This is a genomic window from Reticulibacter mediterranei (assembly GCF_016587455.1).
Genome location: NZ_BNJK01000002.1, coordinates 220,386 through 242,564, shown reverse-complemented (window position 1 = coordinate 242,564; position 22,179 = coordinate 220,386). Strand labels below are relative to the sequence as shown.

Sequence of the window (22,179 nt, the reverse complement as noted above, 5' to 3'; positions counted from 1 at the left end):
CCAGGCGAGGTTCCCGCTTTTGCTTGTGCAAATTCATAATAAATAAGCGAAATTGGCGAAATTAGCGGGGTGGTCCCTGACGAATATGTGCGCGCATGGCGTCCAGGGGCCAGTCGGCCCAGCTGCCCCAGCGCTCCGGCAAAATCTTCTCTGCCCACCATGTGACGCCCGCTGCCTCATATTCGGCCACCAGCGCTCGATCAGCGGCCCTATCTGTGCCTGCTAAGATGCCGGAGTGGACTACCTCGAATGGCGTCGTATATCCTGGTTGCACCTCGATATATTGTACGATCTCGCCTATCTCCTGCGGCGAGAGCATGGCGTTCAACGGCAGGTCACGACCGATGGGAGCTACGCCGTCCCAGCGTGCAGCGCGACGGAAGGGAGCTTTTGCCGGCCACATGCCCGCGACCCAGACGGGGATGCGTGGCGACTGGACCGGACGCGGCAAGAACTGCGCTTCCTTGATATGATAATATGCCCCCTCGTGATGATATGGCTCGCCGCTCCACAGACCGCTTAGTACCTCAAGTCCTTCGTCGAGCAGCGCGGCCAGTATTTTAGGGTCAGTGGGTTCTCCCAGCGCTTCAAAGTCATAGTAGCCTCCCCCTGATCCGACGCCCAGGACCAGCCGCCCGTTTGAGAGATGATCTAGCGTCACCGTTTCTCGTGCCAGCATCCAGGGACGACGGCGCGGCAATAGCGTCACAAGCGGCCCCAGGCGCAGCGTTTTCGTGCGCAACGCAATTGCCGCCATCGCGATCCAGGGATCGATCATCGGATCGAAGGTTGGTGTCAGGGTCGTTTTCGACACCTGATCCCAGAGAAAGAAACCATCCCACCCCGCCTCTTCTGCTTCATGTGCCAGTTCTGCTAGCAGTTGTACATCTGCATAAGGTCCAAACTGGGGAACGTAAACTCCATAACGTATCATGAAAACTCCTCAATTAATGCAAGCGCCATCTCGCTATGCTGGATGGGACGCCTGCTCTCCTCTCTATTATATTGAAGAACTATTCTATTCTGGAAGGGGAGCCAGATGTGCCACTCCTTCCAGAACGACGAAGAGAATGTGATTGGTCATTTGCTCTATTGATGCTGTTGACTCCTCCTGGCTCCATTGGAGAACTGTACCAAAGATCGCCCAGCTCACGATACGAGCAACAACCTCCATTGGCACGCGCCATTGTGTGGGATCGCAAGGACTCTGTCGCAACCAGATCAGAAGATAGCTGCTCAATTCGTCATGGATAGTTTGCTCGACTAATGGAGCAATGGCCTGTGGTAGATGACGTTCATGGTGGTATTTGCTCTCGAAATACTTCAATAGTGTCTCAATGAGCAATCGCAGGCTTTTCCTATCCCAGCGAGCAGTTGAAGAGAGCGTATGTGAGAGGAGATCTTGAAAATGCTCGCGCAGAAACACATCCACCAGCATGTATTTATCGGTGAAGTGTAGATAAAACGTGCCTCGATTGATGTTGGCTCGCTCTGTTACTTCTTGCACACTTGTTGCCGCGAAGCCCTTCTCTCGCACGACCTCTCTAAACGCTTGCAGCAAGGCCAGGCGTGTTCGCCGCGTGCGTCGATCCATGTGTTTTTTTGCAGTTGTCATCGCCCGTGTTCCTTTCGCATACTCCTGTTTCGCCAGGAATTCCTGAGCAGTTTTGCTCTTTTGTCTATTAATCAACACAAACGAATAGTTGATTATTGCTTGTGGGGCTGACGCACTCTAGTATGAGCGATGAACGTTGCACAGTCAAGCAACGAATGTATGTTTTAAGCGAAAGAAAGGAGTGAGACGCGAAAGGCGTTTCAATGACACAATGGAAATTGAGAAGATGATCGAAGATACCCGGCATTTCACAAAAAGTGTTCAAGACCAGCTTGGCCCACAGGTCTTTAGTGGTCCTCAGACGCTCATGGCGGAACTGTGCCGCGTGTCTGGTTCCCTCGCTGGAGGCATCCTTGTCACCGAGGGCAAGCGTCCGGCCCGTTCAGGTACAACGGTTCGTCTTGCACATGATATTAGCGATGTGCTGTATATATTGATTTCGATCAGCGATTATTATCACATCGACCTCGAACGGGCCTGGAATGATCTGATTCAGGAGGGATGGGGAAATCTGGCAAAGTTGCAAGACATGGAGAACGAGACAGGGGAAATGCCTGAAAGAGGTACGCCGTAGCCTTATCAACGTGACCGTCTTCATCAGCGCGCCGTCAGCCGAGAGCAATAGTCAGTTTCTCGCGCTGGCGGCTTTTTCTCGCCCCGTTCTCGGCGCAATGAGAAACGATTCGGTGATATAGAACGTGTGATAAACAAGTAAATGAATGGTTGAGAAACCAGGGATGGTGAAAGTGAAACAGATCATGGTACGCTAGTTGTTTACTGTATTGTCAGGAGGAGGAAGCGCGTTGTTGATTGGCACATTGGCACTGTTCCAGATATCGCTCTTTCACGGATGGATGGTTATCCTACTCCTCACGCTGGTTGGCGGCTATATATTCTATCTTGGCGTGAAGTATTTGCGGATTGCGCCTGTCGCTTTTGAGCAGGTGTCACTGGATCGGCAACCTGATATCATTTATGCACTGCTCTGCCTGCTGGTCATCCTGGCGAATCTGGCGGACGTGTGGGAACCGGCTTCGTCGTATGACATGTTTTCGCCCTTGATGCTGGGCTGTGGGATAGGCGCGCTCTGCCTGCTCATCTATTTGCTGATTGCAAAAGCGCGAGGAGATGAATAGGCAGAGCAAGTAGTTATGCCTTTTTGAAGATACAGGCTATTTTGCCAAACTGAAGTGAATCTCCATCCGTAAACGGCGTTGGCTTGTCAGGTTCAAGCTGCTGCTTGTTAATAAACGTGTGATTGGTGCTTGTCAGATCGGTCAGTATGCACTGGTCGCCCTGTAACTCTATAACGGCATGAGAGCGTGAGACGGTGGCGGCCTCTGCACGACTGGAGTATAAGTTGATATCCGGTTTTGCATCATTGCTCTCAGGCTTCACACGTCCTATCGTAATACGCGTGCCAGCCAGCTCAACGGGGTCTCCATCGGCAAATTGCAGCGTGCCCCACACCTGGACAACTGGCTCGGGCTGAACCAGTTGCGTTGCGGGTGTCATATTGACCGCGACAGTTGCGTCTGTAGTTGGTGCAGCCGCGATCTCAGCTTGTGCAGGAGGCGCGAGGGCTTCTCCACATTTCGTACAAAAAGCCGCGTCTGGTGGCACTTTTGCCTCGCAACGGGGACAGAGCGTTTCCTCCTCTTTTTTCTGCATTGGCTTCCCACATCGAGCGCAAAAGAGGTTATCCGCATCGTTTAGCGCCTGACACTGAGGACATGGTATCTTTGATGGAGCTGGAGCAGCAGGAGCGTGATGACCCGGCGGAGGTGGTGGAGGTGGCGTTCGTTGTGCTGGATAGGCGGCAGGAGGCGGCGTCTGCGGTGGATAGATGGTTGGCGTGGCCCATTGCCCAGGAGGAGGATAGGCCGGTTGCTGCATTGGTTGAGGTGGATACGCGGGCTGTTGTTGCATTTGCATTTGCATCTGTTGTACCAGTTGGGGCGGGGGCGGTCCGATGTGGACGTTGGCCTGCTGCTGACGAACGACGGAATCCAGCGTGGCAAGCACCTGATTGACGAGATTGGCCTGTCGTATTACACCTGCACCGGCAGTAAAGGCAAGCGGCCAGAGAATGAGCATGCCAACCGCGCCAACAGCAGCTTTATCGGCCCATTGCTGCTGCCCGATGACAGCCATCACGCCGCCAGGAGTGCCATGTAGTGAGAGCGTCAACGCCGCCTGCATGCCAACAATGGCTGCGAAATCTCCCCCTTTTCTCAGCTGCACCACCATATGCCCTTTATCACCGAAATGTTGCGCCTGATAGCCCTGTGCAAGGAACAGGTTAGCCAGCTCAAATGCAATGCGCTGTATGTCAAGCTCCTGCGCCTGATAAAATCGTGTTTCCATCACGCGGCCCCTTCTAACGATTGAGTGTTGCCTGAACAAAGTATGCAGAGTAATTGTGAGGCCTATTGTACTGGATGTGAAACAAGAAAATCAAGTATATAACAAAACGCAATCTTGTGCCTGTCGTATTTGCTCGCTTTATCACGCTATTTCCGAATTGAGCGGTAAAGCGAGCAAATACGATATGGATTATTACGATGCGTTGCGCAGGTAAAAACTCCAATAACCAATATATTGTCCGTAGCGTAGTTGCAATTGCTCCAGCGTGACTTCGGGTTGATAGATCCTTTTACGAGCATCTTGTAGCGGTTTCATATCTGCCGCCAATCGCTCCATGCGGCCCAATCCACGCAGCAGGATGAAGTTTGCTGACCAGGGACCGATGCCTTTAATTGCTCGTAGGGTGGCTTCGGCCTCGTCATAGGGAGCGGTACGCAAAAAGTGTTCGTCCAGCCGGGAAAGTGCCTGGACGACTTCATACAGATAATGCGCGCTGCGTGCATTTTTAATTGTATCGGCAAACTCTGCCTCGCTCGCCTCGCCGAGCTGTTCAAATGCTGGAAAAGCCCGATAGGTATGTCCTTCTACGGTAATGCTGCCACCGTAGCGTTCGAGCAGCGCGTACTTCATTTTGCGAGCAATGGGCATGGCTCGATGCTGTATCAGGACAGACCAGCAGGCAATCTCGCAGAGCGTCAGGAATTTGACTTGCCGCAAACCATACAGGCGCAGAAGTACGGGAGCGAAGTCCTCATCCTGTTGAGCAATTGCATAGAACGATTTCAGATCGTCTTGCAGACTGAGGAAGAACGATATCTGCTCAACTGCTTTCTTCTGTATAGCTTCGTCCAGGGGTTCTTCTGAAAAAAGTGTGTAGCGAACCATTGGAGCTTCCACACTCCCTGCATCTTCCACACGAAAAGCGATGCAGCGTTCCCCAAGCATGATGGCCTTCGTTAGCGATGTGTTTGTCACGATCTGTTCGTCAGACGTTGGCGAAAAGCCGCGCATAAATTCGAGCGATTGAGCGAAATCAAAGATTGGTGTTACCGTGAGTGTTCCAGTATTGCTATAAAGTGCCATTGTTGCTGCTCCCCCCAGTTGTTTCTCTTGCTTATTTCTGTTGAGAGTATAGCCGATGAGAGTGACAGCAGTATGGCAACAGCGTTGAGCGATTCCGTTCCTTATTATAATAATGCATTGTTCACTGCCTCTTGCTTGATGATTTCATCGGAGACGAGTGAAGAGAGGACAATCGAGGTGGCGGGTTCTCCATAGGGAACCAGTCGGTTGATGACCTGCTCTAAATGTGCAATCGAAGAAACGACTATCTTGAGAATATAGCTATCGGTCCCGGTGACGCGATGGCATTCCAGCATTTCGGGGAAGATAGTGATGAGGTCGCCCGGCTGCTGTGGGAGAGCTACTTTGAGGGTGGTTATGCGGATAATGGCTGTAATTGGCAGGCCGACCCGCTGCGCGTTCACTCTGGCACCATAGCCGGTAATGATGCCGCTATCTTCCAGCTTGCGTACGCGCTCGGCGGTAGCTGGCGCGCTCAATCCCACGCGCCGGCCCAGTTCGTGAAAAGAGAGCCGCGCATCCAGTTGTAGCTCACGAAGAATGCTCCAGCCGATATCGTCCAACAGAGCGTGACTATCGATGGTCATATTCATTTTCCCTTTCCATTTGTAAAGTATTATTACTATATCACCTGCCAATTGTTCTGTACAGCTTCTCTTTTTCTCGCTATTATATCTACGAATAATGTGAGAAAGAGGCAATCCTATGTCTGTTTGCGTTTCCCCTGTGATCTTTGAGCGTTTCCCAGGAATGCAAGTCGTGGTGGTGCTGGCCCATGATATCGATGCTAGTCGCATATTGCCCGAACTATCTGACCATCTATGTAGCGTCTGGAGCCAGGCGGCAAGAGACGCGCAGCCCTACGGCAATGCTCAATCCCACCCACATATTCAGCCCTGGCGTGAGCAGTTTCGTGCAATGGGCGTTTCGAGCAAGAAATATCCCAGCGCAATTGAAGCTTTGCTGCGGCGCGTGCTGCGCGGCGACGAGCCAGTTACTATCAATTCGCTGGTCGATTTCTACCATACGGTCTCATTGGGATATATTGTCCCGGTCGGTGGATTCGATCTCGATGCTTTGCACTCCCCGTTGGAATTACGGTTGACCAGAGAGGGCGATCAGTTTCAGGCGCTTGATGAGGAGGAGCCATATGCGGTGCCGGTCGGCGAAGTTGCCTATGCTAGCGGTCAGACTGTCTTGACGCGCCATCTGATGTGGCGGCAAGCAAGGACGGGCCTGCTCACCGCTCACACCCGTTCAGCCGTACTGGTGGCCGAGGTGCCTGGAACGGCTGGGGCAGAGCTTGCGGAGACCGTGCGCAATGCTCTCCATAGCGGCCTACAGCGCTATTTCGGTGTGACAGCTCTCTCTTGCCTGCTCGATTCTCAGCATCTCACCACGCCCTGGCAATAATCCTGACAGTGGACGGCAGGAATAGGATGGTACGATAGTAGCGGTTGAGGGAGTGTGGAGGATGGTGGGTGGCTCAAATGTTTTTGCGGCGAAAGGAGATGCTCATGTTGTATGCGGTCAGCCTCCCGAACTTTGATGAGCATTGGCACCCCCGTGCTCTGGCGCAACTGGCGCGAGAGGCGGAGGATGCTGGTTGGGATGGCTTTTTTATCTGGGATCATATACTGTTTAATCCCTACAAAGGTCTGGCGATATCCGATCCCTGGGTCGCTCTGGCTGCGATTGTCCTGAATACTCAGCGCATCCGTATCGGACCGATGGTAACGCCTCTGCCGCGCCGTCGCCCCTGGAAATTGGCGCGCGAGGTTGTCTCCATAGATCATCTGTCCAACGGTCGACTGATTCTGGGCGTTGGACTCGGGGCACCGGCCCATGAAGAGTTTGAGTTCCTGGGCGAAGAGAGCAACGATAAAGTGCGTGCTGCGAAGCTCGATGAAGGGCTGGACGTGCTGACCGGGCTGCTGAGTGGGCAAAAGTTTGGTTATCAGGGAGAGCATTACCAGATCGAAGAAACGGTCTTTTTGCCGCAGCCAGTACAAACTCATGTACCCATCTGGGTTGCCGCCACCTGGCCTCACAAGCGTCCTCTTCGTCGTGCGGCGCGCTTCGATGGTATCTTTCCCATCAGTGACAACGCCAATTTTACCCCGGATATGCTACGTGAGACCGTCTCATATATTCGACAACATCGCGAAACCGATGCTCCATTCGATGTAGTCGTAGCTGGTGCCACGCCCGGCGACGATCCGGCGCGTGGTGAGGAGATCGTTGCCCGCTATGCCGAGGTTGGCGCGAACTGGTGGATGGAAGATGTGAGCATGTGGCGCTTCAAAGCCTGGAATTCGTGGCTGGAGCCGTATGTGTGGCCGAAGGAGGAGATCGAAGAGCGTATTCGCCAGGGACCGCCGAAACGTTAGCCTGTTACACAAACTTAGAGTGGTGTGCGCCGGATACTATTTGATACCTAGCGCGCACACACTGCTCTTCGGCTTCATGGATTTGAATTCCAGGCGTGTATGGTGCAAACCTGCCTGTGTAAGCAGCTGCGTCAGATCCTCGCCGATGTGCTTTACCTCATCATCCGTTCTGGCCCACACGGGTTGCAGAACGATCGCAATCTCGCCTCCCGGTTTGAGTACCCGCCGCATCTCTTTAATGCCAGCCAGTTGATCGGGCCAGATGTGGATTGAATTAGCCGAGAGCGCTTTATCAAAGGTGTCGTCCGAAAAAGGCAGGACCAGGGCCGAGCCATGCTGTAAGCTCACGCGCCCCTCGCGAATGGCAATGGCATTGCGCTTGCTGGCCTGTTCAAGCATGAGCGGCGACATATCAACACCGACGATCTGCCCCTTTGTGATCTTTGTCGCCATTCCCTCAATCAGTGCGCCCGGCCCAAAACCGACCTCCAAAATCTGCTCATTCGGCTGAATTGTAAGCAGAGAGAGCGTCCACTCATTGCGCGATCGGGTGGAGCGCGCCATGATCGCACCACCCAACTGTCCCAGCAGCCCACGTGGATGGGCAAACGCGTTATCGAGCAGCTTCATCATTTGCTCCTTCTTGTAGTTTTGTATGAATTCTTCTTTAAACTATACGAATATTGCTCCCGACTGGTTGGATGAACAGGGCTTTCCAGTTCTCCGCTCAAAGGGGTGCAGGGGTCTCCCTGCCGGGGCCTGGGGCGTCCCCAGTTTCCTTCCCTCCTTCGCGCGCCGCCGCAGGCGGCGCGCAAAAGAGAAGAAAAAAGGTTTTTGCGGGGACACCCCGCACCCCAGCAAAGGGCTGCCGCCCTCTGCACTCCTGCTAGATGGGAGAATTGGAAAGCCCTGTTGGATGAAGGGGACTCTTGACAGCGTTTCCCAGCCCATGCTATCATGAACAAATATTCAATCAATTGATGCCTGGTTCATGTAGGGAGAGAGATGAGCGAAACACAAGATCCGATTCAGGCGTTGCTCATTAACGCCAGGAAGACACAGATCCTTGATGCTGCTACGAAAGTCTTTGCCGAAAAAGGCTTTCATCGCGCCACTGTTAAAGATATTGCCCGTACCGCTGGTATCGCTGATGGTACTATTTATACCTATTTCGCCAACAAAACCGCTGTATTAGTCGGACTGCTCAATCGCTTAAATGAGACGGAGCAGCGCGCAATGCATTTTGAGCAGGGAGCATTGCAGGATACGCGCAGTTTTATGATTGCTTATCTCCGGCAACGCTTGAATTTCATTTTTGACAACGCTGAAATGATGCGCGCTGTGTTGCCGGAGATGCTGGTGAATGCTGAATTGCGCGAAATCTACCTTCAACAGATTATCGAACCGACAGTGGCGCTGGGAGAGCACTACTATCAAAGCATGATCGAGCAAGGGCAAATACGCAACATCGATCCACCCCTGATAGTGCGCTCTATCGCTGGCACGGTGCTGGGATTGCTGATCTTCTCCCTGTTAGGCGATACGCAGATCAGCGAGCGTCGGGATGAGCTGCCTGAAGTGCTCACCACGCTTATTTTTGATGGTATTCACCCGCCTGAGTAGAAATATATATAAAAAGAGCAGAAAGTGTTGTACAGACTTGATTTATCAGGTCCGTATAATTCGAGCATTCTTACTGTTGCGCGCTATGCGTTGATAACTGAAGGCGGCGATAGCGAGTCCCACCGGGAGCAGGATAGAGGCTCCGGCAAAGGGAAAGATAGCACCACATAGAAGCAGAGCAATTGCAGCCATCACACGTTTCCAACCAGTCATGATGCGTACACCTGCTGCCGTGCTTCCAGGCGCTTCATCCGCTCATGAACCGCTGGTCTGGACAGATGCACCACACGCGCAATCTGCTCCTGACTCAACCGCCCGTTGCTCAACAGCAGCCGTACAATCGCTCGATCTATCTCGTCCATTGCTCCCTCCCTGGTCTTGTCTCACCTGATGTGAAAAAGTGACCTTTCGTTGCTAAGTATAGAATTGACGGATACGATTTGTCTATATATCTATAAAAAGACAAACAAATCGTCGGGAAAGGTAGCTTTGGAGGTGAAATGAGGCGCGTGAACTGACGGATCGTTGGCTCTTGTTGCTATGAGAGCATGGCCCGGACCGCATCAATGGCTCGCTGCGTGGAGGCGATGAAAAGCCTGTCACCCTTCTCTTTGCGCAGAATAAGCGCTCGCTCGAAGCAATCCAGCGCCTCGCTCAATTTTCCCTGCTCAACCAGACAGCGTCCCAGGTGGTGCAAGGCGACATCCTTATAAGAAGGCTGGTTGTATTCCTGCATCTTTTGTAGTGCCTCTTGAAACAGGATCTCGGCTTGATCGCGGTTGCCGCAATATTGCTGTGCGGTTGCCAGACTAATGAGATTAACGATTTCAATGCGATTGTTGCCCAGTTGTTGCGCCAGGGCCAGCGCTCGCTCCAGGATGGGCACGGCCCTCTCTTCCTGCCAAAGATTGGTATAATTAGAGCCGATGCGACTGATGAGTTCGAGCCGCGCCTCCTCGTCTTTGGCCAGCACTAATGCGGCGCTGTCTCGCTCGATTTTCTGGGCGAGCGCCACCGGGTCCGGCGACTGATAGCGTTGGAAGAATGTATGTTCTTCAGGCATAACCCCTGCTTTCATGAAGAAGCTCTAATCCGGTAATATTCTCGCATATGCGAGATAATCTCTTGCATGTCGTTGATTAATCTGTTTCATGTATGAGCAGCGGGAGTGTAAACCAGAAGGTTGACCCTTGCCCCGGTTCGCTCTCAATCCCAACTCTACCTCCTAGTTGTTCGATAATGGTCCGGCTGATGTGCAATCCCAGCCCAAGACCAATGCCGGAGCCGCTTTTGACCTCCACATCTGGCACGCGATAAAAGCGTTCCCAGATTGCTTGCTGTTCTGCGAAAGGCAGTCCCGGCCCCTCGTCACGTACCAGCACGCGTGCCTGTCCCGACTCTGTGCGCTCGGCCTTCACCAGCACGGGTTTGTCGGCCTCCGAATATTTCAGGGCGTTGGACAGGTAATTATCGATTACCTGTTCGATGCGGTCTCGATCGGCCTGCACTGCTAGCTCTCCCTCTGGCACTTCCAGCAAGACCGTGCGATTGGGCGTCTGGGTGCGCTGATCGATCACGGCGCTGCCGACCAGTGTTGTCAGATCGATCTGTTCGGGATGGAGATTCAGGTGCCCTGCCTGAATGCGCGACACATCAAGCAAATCGCGTACCAACCGGGTCTGGCGGCTGGCCTGATGTACAGCGCGCTCTGTCAGTTCAGAGATGGTGGTGAGACGATTTTTCACGGTGCTGGAAGGGCTGGTCTCATCGTTCAAGATCCGCTTGAGCTGGCGTTGCGAGAGTTGAAGGCTGGCGCGAATGGTCGTTAGTGGCGTGCGGATTTCGTGCGCGGCAATGCTTAGAAATTCGTTCATCAGCCGGTTGGTCTCTTGTAGCGCCAGCACACTTGCACGGGCCTCTGTGCGCTCAACCTCCAATCGCTCTCGCTCGATAACCAGCGTGGTAAGCTGAGCAACTGCGTGTGCGACCGCTATATCTTCTTTTGTATAGCCCTGGCTTCTTTGTCCATTATCGATGGCAATCAGACCGATTAAGCGATTATTGCTTAATAACGGAATTGCCAGCGTAAGACCAAAGCCGTAATAGTCGCGGCTGGTTGGTGGCTGGTTGGCTAAATCCAGAATCAGCGTCTCTCCTGCCTGGAGTTGTTGCAATAGTGCAGGCGTCAGATAATCGTTCGCGGAAGAAGAGGAAAGCTCACTCCACCAATGCTCTAATTGTTCGGCCAGCAGACCGGTTGCTGCAAGAGGAGTATTATGTTCCGTCTGTTCGTCTATAAGTGAAATACTCATGCGCTTGCTGTTGAGGACCGGTTCCGCCAGATTCGCCAGATGTTGAACTGTGTGTTGCAGTACCTCTAATCCCTGTTCAGGCGAGGGATCTTCCTTTTTAAAGGGGTGAAAAACGACTGTTTGCGCCATCGTCAGCAGAGCATCGAGTGCTCTACGTGTGCGCTGCTCCAATGCATAGCGTTCTGTCTCATCGCGTAATATGATGACGACCCCCAGCCGCACGCCCTGAGAGGTTGCGATGGGCGCACCGCTGACGTGCAGCCAGATCTCTCTCCCGGTTGGCGTGGTGACGCGTATTGTGACTGCCTGCTTCCCGACCAGATGTTCGCCGCGTAATATGCGTACAGACGGGATCTGCTCAAGCATGAGCGGCTCGCCGTGTTCGTCGTGGACAATAATGCGGGCGACCTGTTCAGTGAGCGAAAGGTGGGAGATGTCCTCGCCAGCAAATTCCTGGTAGAGCGCCTGGGCAACCGGGTTAATGTGGATGATCTCGCCCTCTAAATCGTAGACGGTCACGGCGTCGGTCATCGTGCTAAAGGTTGTTTCCAGCAGGCTGGCTCGTTCGGCTGCCTCCCACTCTGCCTTTCTTAGATCGGAGAGGTCGCGCGTGACGGTGACGGCTCCCTCTATGTCGCCATGTGTGTTGCGCCAGGGGGCTGCGCTAATTGCAATATAGCGATCCCGTTGCGTTTCTGGCTGTTGAAATATCATTTCAAAACCATTGATCGTTTCGCCCTGTAATGCTCGTGCTAGAGGAAGCGCTTGCAGAGGTAATGGCTCACCTTTGAGTGTGCGGATATGCAGGTCGTGGTCGATCCCTTTGAGCGAAAGGTGACGGGTAATGGATACTTTTTCGCGTGCTTGCCGATTCATGCGTGCCACATTGCCGTGTGGGTCGTAGGTGGTCACTGAGTCGGGAATGGCATCTACTATTGCCGACAGGTTGCCCGAGAGCCGCTCGGCCCGGTAGCGCGCTTGTTGCACCTGGCTGGTCAGAACGCTAACCATCAGGCCCACGCCCAGATAGATGGCAATGCCGACGCTGTCCTCAAGCGGTGTCGTCAGGAAGGAAGGGAGTCGAAGGAGCGCCAGAAGCAGCGTCCCGGTGAGCGTTGCTGCAATGCTTGGCCCGGTTCCCCATCCCAGTGCTACCAGCATGATCGTCAGCAGCGGCAGTGCCTCGCGAAAGTGGAGTCCGGGCCAGAGCCGCACCAGCCAGACAACGATGGTCAGGGCGCAAAGTTGGGTGAAGCAGGCGATCAGATAGCCAGCGATGGGATGAGCGAGTGGGCGAGGAATGATGCGTGGTGAGAATGCGCTGGTTTGTAGCCAGCGATTCACCAGCTTTCCTGGTCGAGCGAGCAAAAACGGTTGTTCCTGCTGTTTCAAATGGAACCTCCCGGGGTCGAAAAGCACCTGCCCCTGCACGTAATGTACCAAAAAAATACCCTGTTATGATACATCAAGTCCTTTACTTTGCCCACCCAATGAACCAGATGGGGTGGTGTGTGTCGCCTTGACCCTCCATAAGATCCTGTGCTATCCTATGGAAAAGCGACTATTTATATTTCCTGTAATGTATGTGCGGGAGCTTGGGGAAGCCAGGCTGAGAGGGTGGCCGCCGTTCGCCGCCGACCGATGGAACCTGAATCTGGATAATGCCAGCGCAGGAAGGCAACGACTCCTCGCCTCTTGAGGGATTCCTCCTCTCTATTTGTGCAATGGTGGGGATTTCTTCCATCCTCTATAAAGAAATGTACACCATGAACGTACATTGTGAAGCGCTGACATTCTTCGTCGGCGCTCTTTTTGTGTACGAAAGGAAATAGTCATGGAGCAAACAAGCCCTACCTATCGTGCCCTGACCATTGCCGGGTCGGATTCGGGGGCCGGTGCGGGCATTCAGGCCGATCTCAAGACGTTTGCTGCGCTGGGCGTGTATGGTCTCTCTGCCCTGACTGCGATTACAGCGCAAAATACGCAGGGAGTGCGCGCCGTGCTGGAATTGCCCTCGACGCTGATTACTGCTCAGATCGACGCGGTGCTGGAAGATATAGGTGCAGATGCCGCTAAAACAGGGATGCTTTCCAGTTCGGCGGTCATTGAAGCGGTGGCAGAATGTGTGCAGCGCTGGCAATTGCGCCTGGTTGTTGATCCCGTGATGCGTGCGAAAGGGGGCGATCCGTTGCTCGCTGAGGAAGCTGTGGAGACGTTGCGTACCAGGCTGCTGCCGCTGGCCGAGGTCATCACACCCAATCTGCCAGAGGCCGAAGTGTTGACCGGGAGCCGCATCGAGACGCTTGACGAGATGAAGGAGGCTGCGCGTGTTATCCACGCCCAGGGGCCGCAGCATGTCGTCATCAAGGGAGGGCATCGCGTTGAGGAGCCAGTCGATATCTATTTTGACGGCGAGCAGATCGTCGAGTTGCGTGCAGAGCGGATCGATACTCCTCATACGCACGGAACCGGCTGCACATTCTCGGCGGCGATTGCAGCACTGATCGCGCGTGGCAGGCCGGTTGGGACGGCGATTGCAGGGGCCAAGCAGTATATCACTGGCGCGATCCAGCACGCACCCGGCATCGGACATGGGCATGGGCCAGTGGAACACTTCTGGATGTATACAGAGCAGGGAACGCCTCTCCCCACGCAGGAGCAGCACTGGTCTCCCTGGTTTAATAGAGCAAAGGAGCAGCTTCATGGAACAGACACCCACTAATATTCCCGGACACTTGCTGACAGCAATTCGTGAGCGCAAACCCTTAATACATCATATAACCAATATGGTTGTTATGAATGATACCGCCAATATCACGCTTGCTATCGGAGCCTTGCCGGTTATGGCTCACGCGATTGAGGAGGTGGAGGAGATGGTTGGCCTGGCGGGGGCGCTGGTCCTCAATATCGGCACGCTCTCTCCGTCGCAGGTCGAGGCGATGCTACGGGCGGGCAAGCAGGCTAATGCGAAGGGGATACCGATCATTCTGGACCCTGTTGGTGCTGGTGCGACGCGGCTACGCACTGAGACGGCCCTGCGCCTGCTCTCCGAGCTACAGATTGCGGTAGTACGCGGCAACGCCTCCGAGATTGGCGCGTTGATCGGCGTGGCGGGCGAGACGCGTGGCGTGGAGGCGATTTCGGTCAGTGGCGATCCTGAGAGCATCGTGCGTAATGCGGCGCGGGAATTGGGCAGTGTCGTTGCCATCACGGGTGTACGCGATCTGGTGGCCGATGCAACGCGGCTCGCTCGTGTCGATAACGGCCATCCCTTGCTGGCAACGATTACCGGCAGCGGGTGTATGGCGACCAGCCTGATCGGAGCGTTTCTGGCCGTTGCTCCTGATCCGTTGGAGGCGGCTGTGGGAGGATTGGTGGCGATGGGCCTGGCGGGAGAAATGGCAGCTCCCAGGTCGGGTGGCCCCGGTACATTTCGCTCACACCTGCTTGATGCCATCGCAGCCCTGGATGAAGCGGCGATGAACCAGGGACAGAAGGCGAACTTTGCATGAATAACGATCTGAAACGACTGGCCCTGCATGTGTTGACGGATCGTACATTATCGCTTGGGCGCGACATGTTGACAGTGGCTGCGGCGGCTCTGGATGGTGGCGCGACGGTGATTCAGTTGCGCGACAAAACGGCGAGCACGCGCCTGCTGATCGAAGAAGCTGTGGCTTTGCGTGCATTGACGCGTGAACGGGGAGCGCTGCTGATCGTGAATGATCGCATCGATGTGGCGCTGGCTGTTGATGCCGATGGCGCGCACGTTGGGCAGGATGATATGCCGGCAGCGCTGGCCCGTCAACTCCTGGGGCCGGAGCGTATCCTGGGCGTTTCCGCTGGCAATCTGGAGGAAGCTGCCGAGGCCGTTATTGCCGGAGCCGATTATCTGGGTGTCGGTCCCATCTATGCCACCGCCAGCAAAGCCGATGCTGGTCAGCCACAGGGAACAGTACTCTTGAGTCAGCTTGCCTCCAGGCATGCTCTTCCCCTGATCGCCATTGGTGGCATTAATATCGCAAACACGCGTGAAGTGATTCAGGCTGGCGCAACAGGAATTGCCGTTATCAGTGCCGTCGTCAGCGCTCCCGATATTACCGCCGCAACGCATGATTTGCGACAAATAGTGCTTGCTGAATTGTATGGACATGAGCGTGGATCTTAACTTGCCGGGCGAAGCTTGACTGAGTACGACGACCGGAAGTTTTCCGAATATCACCTAATTCAAATGGAAGCGGTTCCGTCGCAGATGAGAGAACTGGTCTTGTATGTTCCAAAGACCTTCTAAAACCGTTGTGCGCCGGTCCGATGGCGGCACTTCCAGATGGAGATAGATGGAAAAGAGCAGCACCGCCGCCTCAAGAGATTGAATATCTTCTAACCGTAGAGCAAGTAGATGCCCTTCTTCTTGAGAGACTAACCGTTGTTGTAAACGTTCTAAGCGCTCGAAGGCTTCCTGACAGAGTGCTAGTAAAAAAACAAGAATGTGGTCACTCTACAATAAATGACCACATTCTTATTTCTACCAATTCGATCAAGTCCCGAACATCTAACGACAGGGCTTTCCAATTCTCCCATCTAGCGGGAGTGCAGAGGGCGGCAGCCCTTTGCCGGGGTGCGGGGTGTCCCCGCAAAAACCTTTTTTCTTCTCTTTTGCGCGCCGCCGCAGGCGGCGCGCGAAGGAGGGAAGGAAACTGGGGACACCCCAGACCCCGGCAGGGAGACCCCTGCACCCCTTTGAGCGGAGAACTGGAAAGCCCTGCATCTAACGAACAATAGAGTTGACAACCCGGAATCGTCCATGCTACGCTATGCCTTCGATACCCCCTCTGCCCGGGCGATACTCTGCCCGTACAAGGTATCTATTCAGGAAAATTCCTTTCAAAAGCGGGAAACTACGAAAGGGAGATTCACCGGTTCGTTTGTGCAAACTCATCAAACATAAAAAAGGAGAACAATATGCGGCAATTTAACATTTTTTCAACACAAAAGGAGAAACACATGAAAGAAATGCAAAGGAACAGAATAGTTGAATACGATCAACATAGGTATTGTGGCGCATGTGGACGCTGGAAAGACCAGCCTGACCGAGAGGATATTGTATGAAACGCATGTCATTGATGAAATTGGTCGGGTAGACAAAGGCACCACCCAGACCGATGCGCTGGACCTCGAAAAGAGAAGAGGCATTACAATCAAGGCCTCGGTCGTCTCTTTTTTCATTCACGATCTGAAAATTAATCTCATCGATACTCCCGGACACGCCGACTTTCTCGCAGAAGTTGAGCGCTCTTTCAGCGTTCTCGATGGCGCGATCCTGCTGATCTCCGCTGTAGAAGGCATTCAGGCGCAGACAAAAATTCTGCTCTCGGCCCTGAACAGGCTGCGCATCCCCACAATCATCTACATCAACAAAATAGACCGCAGCGGCGCGCAATCGGACACTCTTCTCAAGCGGATCAAAGACAGGCTGACGGAGCATATCATCCCGCTGTATAGCACCAGTGACATCGGGACGAAACAGGCTTCCATCGTTGCAAACAGTCTGCATGATCCAGTATTCCTGCAAACCTGTATCGAACAGCTCAGCCTCCACGACGAGCGCTTGCTCGCATCATATGTGGAGGGAGAGATGATTACGCCTGAGCTGGTCCAGGCGGTGCTTGTGCGGCAGGTTCGGCAGGCACAACTCTTTCCGGTCGTCTTTGGCTCTGCTATCACTGGCGTTGGCGTCACCGAACTACTGACCACCCTTGCCAGCATGTTTCCCACTAATAGTTCCTGTATGGATGATGCCCCGTTATCGGGGGTCGTTTTCAAACTGGAAAGGGAGGCGACTGGCGAAAAAGTGGCTTATGTCAGAGTGTTTTCAGGTTATATGCGTGTCAGAACATATATAAAACTGCAAAGGAGCAATCGCGATGGTATTACCGGTATCTACACCAACAAAGTAAAAAAGCTGCACCTGTTTTTAGAGGGAAAAACGGTGCAGGCGCAAATGGTCGGAGCGGGAGAGTTTTGTAAGGTGTGGGGTTGGAAGGAAGCGAAGATCGGTGATGTGGTCGGCGAGTGGTCCGACCGAATCAGAAGTGTTCATCTGGCTGCCCCTCAGCTGGAGACGCGGATCGAAGCCACGCGTCGTGAGCAGAATCGCCGGCTCTATCAAGCGCTGCTCGAACTGGCTGAGGAAGACCCGCTGATCTCGGTTGTCAAGGACGATGTGCATCAGACCATCTATCTGCGCCTTTTTGGGGAGGTACAGAAAGAGGTGGTCGAAAGCCTGCTCAAGGAACACTATGGTCTGGACGTACGTTTCTCCGAGACTGGTATCGTCTGCATCGAAAAGCCCGCCGCAAGGGGTCAGGCAATCGAGTTTATGGGTGCACCCGACAATCCATTTGTGGGAACCGTTGGTTTTGTGATCGAGCCAGGGCCGCCGGGAAGCGGGGTGACATATACATACACTCCGGGCGCTTTGCCGCTGGCCTTCTATCGTGCAATAGAGGAGGTGGCGCGTGCGACGCTCGCTCAGGGCTTGTATGGTTGGGAAGTGACCGATATTGCCATCACCCTGTACCAGACCGCCTATTCCAGCCCCGTAACGACGGCCAGCGACTTCCGCAATCTCACTCCGCTGGTCGTCATGAAGGCGCTTGCTCAAGCAGGCACAGATGTCTACGAGCCGATCAATCAGTTTGAACTGAGCGCCCCTATCGACGCGATCAGCACCGCCATGTTCAAGCTGTCGTCCCTGCGCGCGGTCTATGAGCAGCCCATCCTGTATAGCGACACGTTCACCTTAAAGGGCGTGCTGCCTGCCTCTACAGCGGAGGCGTTCAGGCGAGAGCTGCCATCATTTACGGAGGGTGAAGGCGTTTTTGTAGTGCAACCAGCCGGTTTTCTCAAAATGGAGGGATCGTTCCCCACAAGGGAGCGCATGGATTATAATCCGCTGAATCGAAAGGAGTATCTGGCGCACATACAACGCGTTTATTGAGACGATGAGTTTTTAATTATAAAACTTTCGTAGTCGAGCGATTTATCGCGGGGAATACCACATGGCAAACACCCCGCGATAAATCGCTCGACTACGACAGGGGTCATTATTGATAAGAGCGAGGAATGTCGAGCATCTCCATATGTTCCTGGCAATGCTCGACCACGCCTTGTGTGCGCTCGTAGACGTATTCGCCGGGCTGAAAGTGCGCGTCATCCAATGGTTTGAGCAGTTCGAGGGTGCGCTGGTAAGCCTGACGCAATAAAGCGGACAATGTATCAAGCGGTTGCTCTCCAATAAGCGTGACAAACGCGGCATTGATGGCGTTATCCATCACCGTTTGCTGGGTTTCATCGGCAAACTCGGCAGGTGGCATGCCTGCAACAATGCTGGGGATGCGAACGTTAGCCATAATTTCCCAGCCTGCCATATGCGCCACGATCTCGCGTGGACCCCACCGATCTGCCTGTCTGGTTACACCGGCCTGAGCCGCACGCGATGCCGTTGCAATGAGTTGTTCATAGGCATCGGCGAATTGTTGTAAGAGCTGTTCTTTTGTCATAGCTTCCTCCTCAGGATGCTGGCTACATGTGCATGTAAAGCACTATTGGGCGCTATTGCTGCGAGTCTCTGTCGTTTCTCTTAGTATACATCTGCAAGCGGTCAGGATCATTCCTGATTGCTACTTTATTGTTATCTCATGTATAATTGGGAAAAAGTGCCAGAATGAGGGAGGTAATCGGTATGCAAATTGATGAGATTATGACGCGCCTGGAACGTGGTGAAACATTGATGATTGATGACGCCTGGCGCTCCTATATTCGTATCCAGAACGATGATCCGGCAAGGCGCTTTGTCGTGCGAAGCGTCGCCGCCAGCCTGGAGGACGCCGCGATCAGGTCCAGGCAACAGAATAGCGTAAAATATGAAGTGCAGCGCTATGGCTCGCTGGTGGAGGCGCTGCTCTCCCTGATGGATTACGAGTGGCGAGATGCCAGCGGTAAACTCACGGCATCACAGGTCATGGAGACCGCACGCATTCCGCGTGTGTCCTATGGCGAGCGCGGAGCAGCGGGCGACCATAAAGGTCGCACCCTCCCATAGAGGCCCGGAGCGCGTGTGATCCGTGTATGGGAGGGTGCGACCTTTATGGTCGCCCGCTATGCTCACAGATCATGTGTGACGGCCTCAAGATCCTGGAGCCAGAGGGCGCTGCTGGCATCGCTGGGCATACGCCAGTCTCCTCTGGGTGAGAGCGCGACCGATCCCACTTTCGGGCCATCGGGCATCGCCGAACGCTTGAATTGAGCGGCAAAGAAGCGCTGATAGAACGTTCGCAGCCAGCGTAGGATCTCGGGTGGCGTGTAATGGCCCTTGAAGACCTGACAGGCCAGCCAGAAGATTTTTCGTGGCAAAAAGGCGTGGCGGACCGCGTAAAAGAGGAAGAAATCGTGCAGCACATACGGCCCGATGGTCGTCTCCGTCTCCTGCACCAGCACCTCGTTCTCTCCTAGCGGCAGCAGTTCGGGGCTGATCGGCGTGGCGATGATGTCGCGTAGCACCTCGGCGGTTTTGCCGCTATAAACGCTATCGGCGCACCATTCGATGAGGTAGCGCACCAACGTTTTGGGCACTCCGACGTTGACGTGGTACATGGACATCTGATCTCCATTGTACGTACACCAGCCCAGGGCCGACTCTGAGAGGTCGCCGGTTCCAACGGCCAGGCCACCCACCTGATTCGCTACATCCATTATAATTTGCGTTCTCTCCCTCGCCTGCGCATTCTCATAGGTAACGTCATGTTTGTTGGGATCATGCCCGATATCGCGGAAATGCAGTGTAACGGCGTCGCGGATAGGGATATGACGCAAAGGGATATGAAGCGACTCGGCCAGTTGCGTAGCGTTGGTCAGGGTGCGGTTCGAGGTGCCGAAGCCGGGCATCGTAATTGCCACAATACCCTCTGGTTTGAGCGAGAGCATCTCGAACGCCTGTTGCACCACCAGCAGAGCCAGCGTGGAATCGAGGCCACCGGATACTGCAAGCGTAATGTGTGTCAGGCCAGTATGCTTGAGCCGTTTTGCCAGTCCCACAGACTGCAAATGGAAGATTTCCTGGCAATGCCTGGCTCGTTCCGCGTAATTGGCGGGCACAAAGGGCGTTGGGGCAAGGTCGGTGCGCAGAACGGTGTGCTGGCGGTCCGCAATTGCTCCCACTGGAAGGGCGAATTGAATGGTGCGATAGGAGATATCGGGCAGACCGGAGGAGAAACTGCTGTTGCGCAAACGCTCGTGATTCATACGCTGCACGTCGATATCGGCAACTGCTATCTGTGTGGAAAAGTGGAAACGCTCCGTTTCTGCTAGCATATGTCCGTTTTCATTGATAAAAGCGTGGCCGGAGAACACAACATCTGTTGTGGATTCGCCCGGTCCGGCACCGGCGTAAAGATAGGCGGCCAGACAGCGAGCTGCCTGCATCTCCACAAGCGAGCGCCGATATCCCGCTTTGCCCAATATCTCATCGCTCGCCGAAGGATTCAAAATGACCGTCGCTCCTGCCAGCGCCATGCTGCCGCTTGGCGGCTGCACGGCCCATAGATCCTCGCAGATCTCTATGCCCAGCACACATCCAGGCATGTTGCTTGCAGCAAAAAGCAGATCAGGGCCAAAGGGGATCGCTTTTCCGGCGAGATGTGTCATGTTCACGGGGCAATCTCTGGATGAGCTAAACCAGCGCTCTTCGTAATATTCGTTCGTGCTTGGCAGGTAGGTTTTCGGCACAATGCCATGTATCGTATTATCGCTGATGAAGGCGGCACAATTGTACAGCTTGCTGCCGATCTGCATGGGCAGGCCGACCACCGTTGCGATCTGGTAATCTGCGGTGGCTTGAGCGATGGTGAGAAGCGCATCGCTGGCCTGTTGTTGGAGCAATTCCTGGTAGAATAGATCGGCGCTGGTATAGCCGGTGATGCACAATTCGGGAAACAGGGCTAACTGACATCCGCGAGCAGCAGCCTGCTGTAAGGCATCGAGAATGATTTGAGTATTGTAATGAATATCGGCAACCTGCAATGCAGGTGCGACGGCAGCCACACGCACAAACCCCAATGAGCTTGGGGAGAATGTTTCCTGTTTCACTCTAAACCCTCTTCTTTGCTAACAATTGAAGTAGTTTTGAGTATAGCACATCTGGCTATCTGCGACATAGACGAGGTCGGAACACTATTCTGTGTAATCATAATGAAACGCTTTGGGTTAAGATAATATACCATAAGTACTGTGACGATATATTACTTTTTCTTGCTTTCAAGCTCAAAACAAGCTACTGCTATTTTGTAAGTTGACAGGCAGAAACGTTTCTTGTATATTTTCCTTGAGTTAATTGTTACTATTAAAACATTACCGTTAAAAGGTAAGTAGTAACTGAGAAAGGGTTGGACTGGCGATCTAGCAAATATAGGCATTGTAGAAGTGGTAACTGGAAGAATGGTGAAACAGGTTTTGAGAAGAAATGTGGGCAATGAATACAACATGTATGTGCTGACGATTCGTTGTCTGCACGTCCAATTATGAAAGCGGTTTGAGATGCATGAAAGCATAGCTTTCATGATGGAGTGGGACCGAACAATTTAACGGCGTCATTCGGTCAAAAGTAACTCCATTCGAATCGTCGTCCGGGTGTACGTAAGACCTGTTCACTTTCACCGGATATACCATGTAAAGATGCTCATCTCCTTTCTCACCTAACTCTTTAGCTTGAGACTTGAAGCTCCATAATGAA

22 protein-coding genes are annotated in these 22,179 nt (G+C 53.7%); 10 read left to right on the top strand and 12 right to left on the bottom strand.

The genetic code is table 11. From position 1 onward, the window contains the following. Window positions 1–61: 61 nt before the first annotated feature. Window positions 62–934 carry an LLM class flavin-dependent oxidoreductase gene (locus K3T83_RS39270; protein WP_220208595.1) on the bottom strand — a complete coding sequence of 291 codons (873 nt, stop codon included), beginning with the start codon at window positions 932–934 and terminating at the stop codon, window positions 62–64. Window positions 935–1,018: 84 nt separating this feature from the next. Further along, a complete protein-coding gene (locus K3T83_RS39265) occupies window positions 1,019–1,615 on the bottom strand; it encodes a TetR/AcrR family transcriptional regulator (protein WP_220208594.1) in 597 nt (198 codons plus the stop codon). Window positions 1,616–1,826: 211 nt separating this feature from the next. Here K3T83_RS39265 and K3T83_RS39260 point away from each other — a divergent pair, with 211 nt between their 5' ends. Both K3T83_RS39260 and K3T83_RS39255 read left to right on the top strand, forming a co-directional pair. Further along, window positions 1,827–2,189, top strand: coding sequence for a nucleoside triphosphate pyrophosphohydrolase family protein (locus tag K3T83_RS39260; protein ID WP_220208593.1), 363 nt, complete (start codon window positions 1,827–1,829; stop codon window positions 2,187–2,189). Window positions 2,190–2,418: 229 nt separating this feature from the next. After that, entirely contained in the window at window positions 2,419–2,751 is a 333-nt protein-coding gene (locus K3T83_RS39255) for a hypothetical protein (protein WP_220208592.1), read from the top strand. Between the two features lie 13 nt (window positions 2,752–2,764). Here K3T83_RS39255 and K3T83_RS39250 read toward each other — a convergent pair whose 3' ends face one another. From K3T83_RS39250 to K3T83_RS39240, 3 genes are all read right to left on the bottom strand, one after another. Further along, window positions 2,765–3,982, bottom strand: a complete 1,218-nt coding sequence (locus K3T83_RS39250) for a double zinc ribbon and FHA domain-containing protein (RefSeq protein ID WP_220208591.1) — start codon at window positions 3,980–3,982, stop codon at window positions 2,765–2,767. A 192-nt stretch (window positions 3,983–4,174) separates the two neighbouring features. Beyond that, the gene (locus tag K3T83_RS39245; protein ID WP_220208590.1) at window positions 4,175–5,065 is read right to left on the bottom strand and encodes a DNA-3-methyladenine glycosylase family protein; all 891 of its coding nucleotides are present in this window, start codon (window positions 5,063–5,065) and stop codon (window positions 4,175–4,177) included. A 104-nt stretch (window positions 5,066–5,169) separates the two neighbouring features. After that, entirely contained in the window at window positions 5,170–5,652 is a 483-nt protein-coding gene (locus K3T83_RS39240) for an Lrp/AsnC family transcriptional regulator (RefSeq protein ID WP_220208589.1), read from the bottom strand. 118 nt (window positions 5,653–5,770) lie between these two features. Here K3T83_RS39240 and K3T83_RS39235 point away from each other — a divergent pair, with 118 nt between their 5' ends. Beyond that, a complete protein-coding gene (locus K3T83_RS39235) occupies window positions 5,771–6,478 on the top strand; it encodes a B3/B4 domain-containing protein (RefSeq protein WP_220208588.1) in 708 nt (235 codons plus the stop codon). 104 nt (window positions 6,479–6,582) lie between these two features. Continuing rightward, on the top strand, window positions 6,583–7,455 hold the full coding sequence (locus tag K3T83_RS39230) for an LLM class flavin-dependent oxidoreductase (RefSeq protein WP_220208587.1): 873 nt from the start codon (window positions 6,583–6,585) through the stop codon (window positions 7,453–7,455). Window positions 7,456–7,491: 36 nt separating this feature from the next. Here K3T83_RS39230 and K3T83_RS39225 read toward each other — a convergent pair whose 3' ends face one another. Then, on the bottom strand, window positions 7,492–8,088 hold the full coding sequence (locus K3T83_RS39225) for a class I SAM-dependent methyltransferase (RefSeq protein ID WP_220208586.1): 597 nt from the start codon (window positions 8,086–8,088) through the stop codon (window positions 7,492–7,494). 372 nt (window positions 8,089–8,460) lie between these two features. Between K3T83_RS39225 and K3T83_RS39220 the strand changes: the two genes are divergently transcribed. After that, complete coding sequence (locus tag K3T83_RS39220) at window positions 8,461–9,078, top strand: TetR/AcrR family transcriptional regulator (RefSeq protein ID WP_220208585.1); 618 nt, start codon at window positions 8,461–8,463, stop codon at window positions 9,076–9,078. Between the two features lie 45 nt (window positions 9,079–9,123). Here the strand turns inward: K3T83_RS39220 and K3T83_RS39215 are convergent, their stop codons facing one another. The 4 genes from K3T83_RS39215 to K3T83_RS39200 form a co-directional block, all read right to left on the bottom strand. Continuing rightward, the gene (locus K3T83_RS39215; protein WP_220208584.1) at window positions 9,124–9,291 is read right to left on the bottom strand and encodes a hypothetical protein; all 168 of its coding nucleotides are present in this window, start codon (window positions 9,289–9,291) and stop codon (window positions 9,124–9,126) included. After that, window positions 9,288–9,440 (bottom strand): AsnC family transcriptional regulator, encoded by a 153-nt coding sequence (locus K3T83_RS39210; RefSeq protein WP_220208583.1) that lies wholly within the window; start codon window positions 9,438–9,440, stop codon window positions 9,288–9,290. The genes K3T83_RS39215 and K3T83_RS39210 overlap by 4 nt, the downstream gene beginning before the upstream one ends. 176 nt (window positions 9,441–9,616) lie before the next feature. Continuing rightward, window positions 9,617–10,141 carry a tetratricopeptide repeat protein gene (locus K3T83_RS39205; protein ID WP_220208582.1) on the bottom strand — a complete coding sequence of 175 codons (525 nt, stop codon included), beginning with the start codon at window positions 10,139–10,141 and terminating at the stop codon, window positions 9,617–9,619. Between the two features lie 76 nt (window positions 10,142–10,217). Beyond that, on the bottom strand, window positions 10,218–12,782 hold the full coding sequence (locus tag K3T83_RS39200) for an ATP-binding protein (protein ID WP_220208581.1): 2,565 nt from the start codon (window positions 12,780–12,782) through the stop codon (window positions 10,218–10,220). Window positions 12,783–13,224: 442 nt separating this feature from the next. On the opposite strand from K3T83_RS39200, the gene thiD reads away from it, so the two are divergent. The 4 genes from thiD (at window position 13,225) to K3T83_RS39180 (ending at window position 18,390) form a co-directional block, all read left to right on the top strand. Next, a complete protein-coding gene (thiD, locus tag K3T83_RS39195; protein WP_220208580.1) occupies window positions 13,225–14,112 on the top strand; it encodes a bifunctional hydroxymethylpyrimidine kinase/phosphomethylpyrimidine kinase in 888 nt (295 codons plus the stop codon). Further along, window positions 14,093–14,902, top strand: a complete 810-nt coding sequence (thiM, locus tag K3T83_RS39190) for a hydroxyethylthiazole kinase (protein WP_220208579.1) — start codon at window positions 14,093–14,095, stop codon at window positions 14,900–14,902. Before thiD ends, thiM begins: the two co-directional genes overlap by 20 nt. Continuing rightward, entirely contained in the window at window positions 14,899–15,558 is a 660-nt protein-coding gene (gene thiE, locus K3T83_RS39185) for a thiamine phosphate synthase (protein ID WP_220208578.1), read from the top strand. Before thiM ends, thiE begins: the two co-directional genes overlap by 4 nt. Window positions 15,559–16,422: 864 nt before the next feature. Continuing rightward, window positions 16,423–18,390 (top strand): elongation factor G, encoded by a 1,968-nt coding sequence (locus K3T83_RS39180; protein ID WP_220208577.1) that lies wholly within the window; start codon window positions 16,423–16,425, stop codon window positions 18,388–18,390. Between the two features lie 106 nt (window positions 18,391–18,496). On the opposite strand, the gene K3T83_RS39175 is transcribed toward K3T83_RS39180, so the two are convergent. Then, entirely contained in the window at window positions 18,497–18,952 is a 456-nt protein-coding gene (locus K3T83_RS39175) for a DinB family protein (RefSeq protein WP_220208576.1), read from the bottom strand. A gap of 182 nt (window positions 18,953–19,134) precedes the next feature. On the opposite strand from K3T83_RS39175, the gene K3T83_RS39170 reads away from it, so the two are divergent. After that, complete coding sequence (locus K3T83_RS39170; protein ID WP_220208575.1) at window positions 19,135–19,494, top strand: hypothetical protein; 360 nt, start codon at window positions 19,135–19,137, stop codon at window positions 19,492–19,494. Window positions 19,495–19,556: 62 nt separating this feature from the next. On the opposite strand, the gene K3T83_RS39165 is transcribed toward K3T83_RS39170, so the two are convergent. After that, entirely contained in the window at window positions 19,557–21,536 is a 1,980-nt protein-coding gene (locus K3T83_RS39165) for an NAD(+) synthase (protein WP_220208574.1), read from the bottom strand. Window positions 21,537–22,179: the final 643 nt, after the last annotated feature.